This window comes from Brevibacillus migulae, from assembly GCF_004521915.1.
GTDB lineage: Bacteria > Bacillota > Bacilli > Brevibacillales > Brevibacillaceae > Brevibacillus_F > Brevibacillus_F migulae.
Genome location: NZ_SDKD01000037.1, coordinates 24,185 through 30,991 on the forward strand (window position 1 = coordinate 24,185; position 6,807 = coordinate 30,991).

Annotated in this window: 5 protein-coding genes, 1 tRNA gene and 1 other annotated feature; all 6 genes read left to right on the plus strand. The window is 50.8% G+C overall.

Annotation, left to right across the window (positions count from 1 at the left end; all coding sequences use genetic code 11):
- Positions 1 to 9: 9 nt before the first annotated feature.
- The 6 genes from EIZ37_RS24455 (at position 10) to EIZ37_RS24480 (ending at position 6,740) form a co-directional block, all read left to right on the plus strand.
- Positions 10 to 1,656, plus strand: coding sequence for a HEAT repeat domain-containing protein (locus EIZ37_RS24455; RefSeq protein WP_134687376.1), 1,647 nt, complete (start codon positions 10 to 12; stop codon positions 1,654 to 1,656).
- Positions 1,657 to 1,864: 208 nt separating this feature from the next.
- Positions 1,865 to 2,491 (plus strand): TetR/AcrR family transcriptional regulator, encoded by a 627-nt coding sequence (locus EIZ37_RS24460; RefSeq protein ID WP_134687377.1) that lies wholly within the window; start codon positions 1,865 to 1,867, stop codon positions 2,489 to 2,491.
- Positions 2,488 to 3,234: a type I methionyl aminopeptidase gene (gene map, locus EIZ37_RS24465; RefSeq protein ID WP_134687378.1), complete on the plus strand. Its 747-nt coding sequence runs from the start codon at positions 2,488 to 2,490 to the stop codon at positions 3,232 to 3,234. Before EIZ37_RS24460 ends, map begins: the two co-directional genes overlap by 4 nt.
- Before the next feature lie 111 nt (positions 3,235 to 3,345).
- Positions 3,346 to 4,734, plus strand: coding sequence for an MDR family MFS transporter (locus tag EIZ37_RS24470; RefSeq protein WP_134687379.1), 1,389 nt, complete (start codon positions 3,346 to 3,348; stop codon positions 4,732 to 4,734).
- Between the two features lie 86 nt (positions 4,735 to 4,820).
- Positions 4,821 to 5,062, plus strand: a binding site (T-box leader).
- 49 nt (positions 5,063 to 5,111) lie between these two features.
- The gene (locus EIZ37_RS24475) at positions 5,112 to 6,302 is read left to right on the plus strand and encodes an aminotransferase class I/II-fold pyridoxal phosphate-dependent enzyme (RefSeq protein WP_328591382.1); all 1,191 of its coding nucleotides are present in this window, start codon (positions 5,112 to 5,114) and stop codon (positions 6,300 to 6,302) included.
- A 364-nt stretch (positions 6,303 to 6,666) separates the two neighbouring features.
- A tRNA-Glu gene (locus EIZ37_RS24480) sits at positions 6,667 to 6,740 on the plus strand.
- The last annotated feature ends 67 nt before the right edge of the window (positions 6,741 to 6,807 follow it).

Here is a 6,807-nt window from a genome sequence, read left to right on the forward strand (position 1 = left end):
GGGAAAAACATGCGGGGGATGTCCAAAGCTGAACAGGAGCTCATCCATGAACTGTACGCTACCGGATCTTATCTGGATCTGCTGCAGAAAACAGAGAAACGGATGGTCGAAATTTTTCGCTCGCTGGGCAGCAGCGGGAGCTTGATCACGTTGACCTTTTTGCTTCCGTTTGCCCAAGACAGATCGATACCATTGATGCAAGCGGCGAGACAAGCGATCCGTGAAATCATCGAACGACAAGGGAGCAAAGGGTTAATTGGACTGGATCAGTATATGCGCAGGCTCATTCCCTATGACGCGACGGACAGATTGGGCAACTGGCACCAGCTGACACCGGAGGAAGTTGCCGCGATCGATGTCCGGGATCGATCCGATGTCAGTTATCTGGGCGTTTGCAGTTTTCATCGGAACGGTTATGTCCGGGAAAAGGCTGTGGAAAAGCTTGCGCAGGAGCAGTCCGGTCTGGAAATCGCCTTTTTGCTCATTCGTTTAAATGACTGGCTGCCGAAAATCCGGTACATCGCGTATCGGGCTCTTAAGCAGCGGCTGCTTCCTCATTACGCGAAACACTTTTTGGAAGCGATCAATCTGGTCAAACATCTGTCTACACATTATACACGCGAAAAGTTTGCCGATTTTGTTCAGGAAATCTATTCGCTGTTCAAGCTTCCGCATAACCGAAGTGTGTTGATGGATGGTCTGCGTGCAAGGGACCCGATCGTCCGACGTTTTTGTTTTGATTTCATGATGACGCTCTCCGGTGTGGATCATGAAGCGGTGTGGAGTGAAGTGATGCAGCAGCCGGATGCGTGGCTTCGTTTGACCGCCTGCAAGCACATCTGCAGCAGTGTTTCAGACCCAGCCCTGTTAGTTTGGCTAAATCGGATAAAACAGGACGTGTTTCCGCCGATCAGACAGCTGGCATTGCAAACGTTTGTAGACCGTTTCCCCGACCAAGCACAGCTACCGCTGAAATACGCTTTGCTCGATAGGCACAAAAATATTCGTGAGCTGGCAAGGTTCTATCTAAAGGCGGAAGGGATCCATTACCCGACGTTTTATCGGGGGAAATTGGCGGTGGCGGATCCTGCCGTTTTGCCGGGAGCCATCGCAGGGCTGGGAGAAACCGGGGAAAAGGCCGATGCTCCTTTGATCCTGCCGTTTTTGTCCCATGAAAGCCCGCGTATCAACCGTGCTGCTGTGAAAGCGTTGGCCAAGCTGGATCCGGAATCATCGCTGGATGCCCTTCTTCAGGTGCTTTTGTCAGACAAGAAGAGCGTCTCCAAGGAAGCGAGACTGGCCCTTGCCGAGCTGGTCGACCTGCGTATCGCGCCGATGCTCTTGGAGTGGTACACCCACGAGCGGCGGCCTCATGTGCAGAAAAATATTCTGTTTCTCTTTTCCAAGCTGGGGAGAGCGGACAGCATCATGTATTTGCTCCGCGCTTGTACGGTCCCGGATGAGGAGATCAACTCCATGGCACAGCGCTATATAGAGGCGTGGGTGGCTGGGTACAGCAAACGGTTTTATGTACAGATCCGGGCAGAGAGACGCGAGGAGTTAACAGGATTGCTGGAAGAGGCGAAGGCATACATACCGGAGAAAACGGCAGGTGAGTTGCGCTTTCTCTTGCAAAGAACAGCTGCCGCCGACTGAGAGAATCCCGAATACAGGAGATATGGCAAAGATCCGGTTTCGCCTGAGACGGCTGAGAACCAAGGGCCGTTATTCGAGCAAGAGACTGTTCAGAGAGGGGAACTCCCTCTCTTTTTTTCATGCAAGACGATGGAAACCCACCTTGCAATTGGGGGGATTTGGATATATTATATTGACATATTTGCAGGTCAAAAAAGAGGTGAATCATTTGACTCCACGAACCAAAGAGCAGTTTGAAGAGATACGGATCAAGCGGATCAAGCAAATCCTGGACGCGGCCGAACAAGTATATATCGCCCAAGGAAATCAGTTTGACATTCGCGATGTCGCCAAAAAAGCGGCATTGGGCTATGGCACCGTCTATCATTACTACAGTAATAAACAAATTTTGCTGCAGGATTTATTTGCGCGGGGGTTGGAGATGGCAGCAGATCTGACCCTGCACTTGTCCACTGCAGCTGAAGGTCCCCTCAAGTCGCTTGAGGCCTATTGCAACACCCTGCTGCATACATGGCGGCACCACCCTTCCGTATTCCTCATCTACAAAATCGCCTCGGAAAACTTCGCCGGAATGGAATCATCGATCAAGGAGCAGTTCAGCGTCCGTTTTCAGCAGCTGTTGTACCAGCCGCTCATAGACTGTCTTGGGCGAGCGATCGAAGCGGAAGAAATCAACGCAGCGCCAGATGCTGAAAAGCTCGCAAACGGGCTGTTAGGCTCACTCATCGGCAGTTACGGCATCTACCTGTATCACGATAAAGCCCCGAACGATCCGTCTTTTCTCACCCGACTCCTGCTGACGGGACTTGTTGGGGAAAAGGAGGCCAAACGGTGATTATCCTCAAGACGAAAGACGAGATTGAACAAATGAAAAAGGCAGGGAAAATCGTGGCGGAGTGCCATCGGGAAATCGCAAAGATGATTAAGCCTGGCGTCACCACAATGCAGATCAATGATTACGTAGAAGCATTCATCCGTAAAAGGGGCGCGGAGCCGTACACGATCGGTTTTAACGGCTACCAGTATGCTACCTGCGCGTCGGTGAATGATGTCATTGCCCACGGTTTCCCCAACCATAAACCATTGCAGAGGGGCGATATTGTCACGATCGATATGGTGGCGCGGTACAACGGCTGGATGGGCGACTCGGCTTGGAGCTACGCGGTAGGAGAGATTTCTGAACAGGCTCAAAAGCTGATGGATGTCACCAAGGAGTGTCTCTACCTGGGGATCAAGCAGGCGGTGGTAGGCAACCGGCTGGGGGATGTCACGCATGCGATTCAGAGCCACGCCGAGGCGCATGGCTTTTCGGTAGTCCGCGATTTGCTGGCGCACGGGATCGGCCGCGACCTGCATGAAGAGCCCAACTATGCGCACGTCGGAAAACCGGGAAAAGGCCTGCGCCTCAAGGCGGGCATGGTGCTGACGATCGAACCGATGATCAATGAAGGGACCTACCGGATGGTCGTCGATCCGGATGGGTGGACGGCGCGCACCGCAGACGGCAAATGGTCAGCCCAGTATGAGCATACGGTAGCGATAACGGAGGATGGCCCGATCATATTAACCGAGCAATAAGCCCAAGTCTTTTCACTGACCGTATTTGTCAGTGATGTTCCCCTATAATGAAAAAGAAACAGATGAGCATGAAGATAATGCTGAAAAAGTGTACATAGGGGAGGGACCTGTATGGAAAAAAAGACAAATCGCCGTTTCGTGACGGCTGGGCTTCTCGTAGCCATGTTTATCGGGGCGCTGGACGCGACGGTGGTCGGCACCGCGATGCCGAGCATTATCAATGATTTGCAAGGGTTAAGCCTGATCAGTTGGGTATTTTCCATCTATACGTTGGCAGCATGTGTGACAACCCCGATTTTCGGCAAGCTTTCTGACTTGTTCGGCAGGAAAATCGTGTTTGGCATTGGCCTTGTTTTATTCATCATCAGCTCTGTACTCTGCGGCGCAGCGCAATCGATGCCCGCCTTGATTGGCTTTAGGGCGCTGCAAGGCATCGGGGCGGGAGCGTTGACCCCGGTCATCTTCACTATTATTGGTGATTTGTACCCGGGTGAGCAGCGGGCCAAGATGCAAGGTCTGTTTGCGTCCGTCTGGTCGGTAGCAGGGCTGCTGGGACCGCTTGTTGGCGGCTATTTTGTCGACCAAATTTCGTGGCGTTGGATTTTCTACATCAATGTTCCCATCGGTATCATCGGTTTCCTGCTGGTCATCGGATTTCTGCACGAACAATTCGAGAAAAAATCGGAGCGGATTGATTATCTCGGAGCGATTACCTTTACGCTTGGCATCTCGGCCTTCATGTACGCGCTTCTGAACGGCGGCAGTACCTATGCCTGGAGCTCTCCGGTGATCGTCTTGCTGCTTGCTGTCTCGGTTGGGTTTTTGCTGTTGTTCCTGCGGGTGGAAAGAAGGGCGAAGGATCCGATGATGCCGCTCTCCCTATTCAAGCAGCGCAGCTTGGCGATCGCGTATACCTTTGCATTTCTCGGCTTCTGCATTACAGCGGGAGTGGGAGTCTACATGCCGATGTGGATTCAGACCTTGCTGGGCCAAAGTGCGACTGGCTCTGGCATGACGTTGATGCCGATGTCCATCGCCTGGCCGATCGCTGCGATTTTGTCGGGGAGATTCATGTATCGCCTGGGCTCAAAAGCGTTCATTGTAGCGGGGGCTGTGATCGTATGCGCGGGAAGTCTGTGGCTGACCATGCTGCAGGTTGATTCCCCGTATTGGTATCTCAGTCTGATCATGATTGTGATCGGATTTGGCATGGGCTGTATGACGACGCCTGCGATGGTGATCATCCAATCGGCGGTAGGCTGGCAAATGCGCGGCGTAGCGAACTCGACGAACTCGCTGATGAGCTCGCTCGGTCAAACAATCGGAGTTGCGGCATTTGGGATGGTGTTCAACCGTGTCGTCACGGAGCAAACCAACGCGCTGTTTGCTCAAGGGATCCACTCGGTGTTTCTGTTTATTTTCGGCATCGCGCTGATTAATTTGCTTGTCATCAGCTTTTTGCCATCGCATCAGAAAATCATGGAGCAGCAAGTGGCGTAATCAAAAAAATTTTACTAGCTGAAAATAATTGGGGTGTTGCAAATGGCCCCTGCGCTCTTTATAATGAGTTTCAAATCAAACATTGAGCAAAATCTATGAAGAGAAAAGTAGGTTATTCGCCTGATCTGACAGAGAGTTGGGGTTGCTGAAATCCAACGTTCGGGACTTAACTGAAAGCCATCTCTGAGAAGCAGGCTGAAAGTAACAGTAGGTCCTGCCGCAGGTCCAGCGTTAAAAGGAACACGTATTGATGGATACGTTGATGGAGTGCCGTGATTGTTTTTTCGCGGAACTAGGGTGGTAACACGGGTAATAACTCGTCCCTTGACAGGGGCGGGTTTTTTTGTTTTCTCGCATAGATAAAGGAGGAAGAAACCATGGATCAGCTTAGCATGAATGAATTCCTTTCACCGATCGTAAGGGAAATGCCTCCTTCGGGAATTCGCAAGTTTTTCGATTTTGGTGACCGGGCTGACGTAATCTCATTGGGAGTAGGGGAACCGGATTTTGTGACCCCGGAAAAAATAAGGGAAGCTTGCATCGATGCATTGCGCGAGGGAAAAACCGCCTATACGTCCAATGCCGGTATGGTTGAGTTGAGAGAAGCGATCGCGGAGTATTTATATACGAATTTTCATACAGCCTACGAACCGTCGAATGAGGTCATGGTAACGGTGGGTGGGAGTGAAGCCATCGACTTGGCGCTGCGTGCGCTGCTCACAGCCAACGATGAAGTCCTGATTCCCGCGCCCAGCTATATCGCTTACTCTCCGATTGCGTTTTTATCGGGAGGAAAAGCAGTCGAAGTGGAGACTGGTGCAAAAGATCAATTTAAGCTAACCGCTGAAGCGTTGCGCAGCAAAATCACGTCTCGCTCAAAAGTGTTGATTTTATGCTATCCGAATAATCCTACCGGTGCGGTGATGTCTTATCAAGACTGGCTGCCTATAGCAAAGCTGGTGGAAGAGCACAATCTGATCGTGATTTCTGATGAGATCTACGCGGAGCTGACTTATGATCAGCAGCACGTCAGTTTTGCGTCACTCCCTGGGATGAAAGACCGTACGATCTTGATCAGTGGGTTTTCCAAAGCGTTTGCCATGACGGGATGGCGAGTAGGATATGCTTGTGGAAACAGGGATTTAATCGCAGCTATGCTGAAAATTCATCAATATACGGTAATGTGTGCATCGACAATGGGACAAATCGCTGCACTGGCCTCTCTGCGCATCGGAATGGATGACAAGAATGAGATGATGGATTCCTACAACAAAAGACGGCAAATGTTTATCCAGGGGCTAAGGGAAATCGGACTTCCTTGCCACGAACCAAAGGGTGCATTTTATGCGTTCCCCGATATTTCAGTGACAGGGCTAAGCTCCACTGAATTTGCCCAAAGATTGCTGACAGAGGCTAGGGTGGCTACAGTGCCAGGGAATGTCTTTGGCAGTGGTGGTGAAGGGTTTATTCGCTGCTCCTATGCTACCTCGCCAAGTAAGCTGATGGAGGCGCTGGAGCGAATGGAGCGGTTTGTGAAGAGGAAGAACTCTATTGCTTCGGCTATATAGGAATGGATTGGGTGCAAAATCAATATCGGCTCCCATCGCTGGAGTGAGAAGAAAGGGCTGCAAGGATACCTGAGTCCATTGCAGCTTTTTCTTACCCTTAATGAAGCGGGATCGCGCTTTACTCACGCTCTACATACGGTTATCGATCGACGTTCGCCGGATAAACTGACTCCGGAAAGAAATGGACTTGCAAAAAGGCTGTGAGAGGTTGTATTATTGTCCAGGTGAGTCTTTTTGAACTGAGAAAAATTATTTTTACCAAAAATTATAGTTGATTTCACTAAACAAGATATGCTATGATTAAATTCCGTGAGAGACACGGAAGCGAAAATGCGAATGACACCGCATTGAAGCGAATTCATATGGCCCGTTGGTGAAGCGGTTTAACACAGCAGCCTTTCACGCTGTCATACAGGGGTTCGAATCCCCTACGGGTCACCTTTGAGTTGTTTGGGGTCCCCGCAAAGTACTTGGATTAAGCGACGAAGCTTATGCTTCACTTTGT

Coding starts and splice junctions, on each gene's coding strand:
- EIZ37_RS24455 (WP_134687376.1), top strand. CDS start 10: ATGCGGGGGATGTCCAAAGCTGAACAGGAGCTCATCCATGAACTGTAC.
- EIZ37_RS24475 (WP_328591382.1), top strand. CDS start 5,112: ATGGATCAGCTTAGCATGAATGAATTCCTTTCACCGATCGTAAGGGAA.
- EIZ37_RS24470 (WP_134687379.1), top strand. CDS start 3,346: ATGGAAAAAAAGACAAATCGCCGTTTCGTGACGGCTGGGCTTCTCGTA.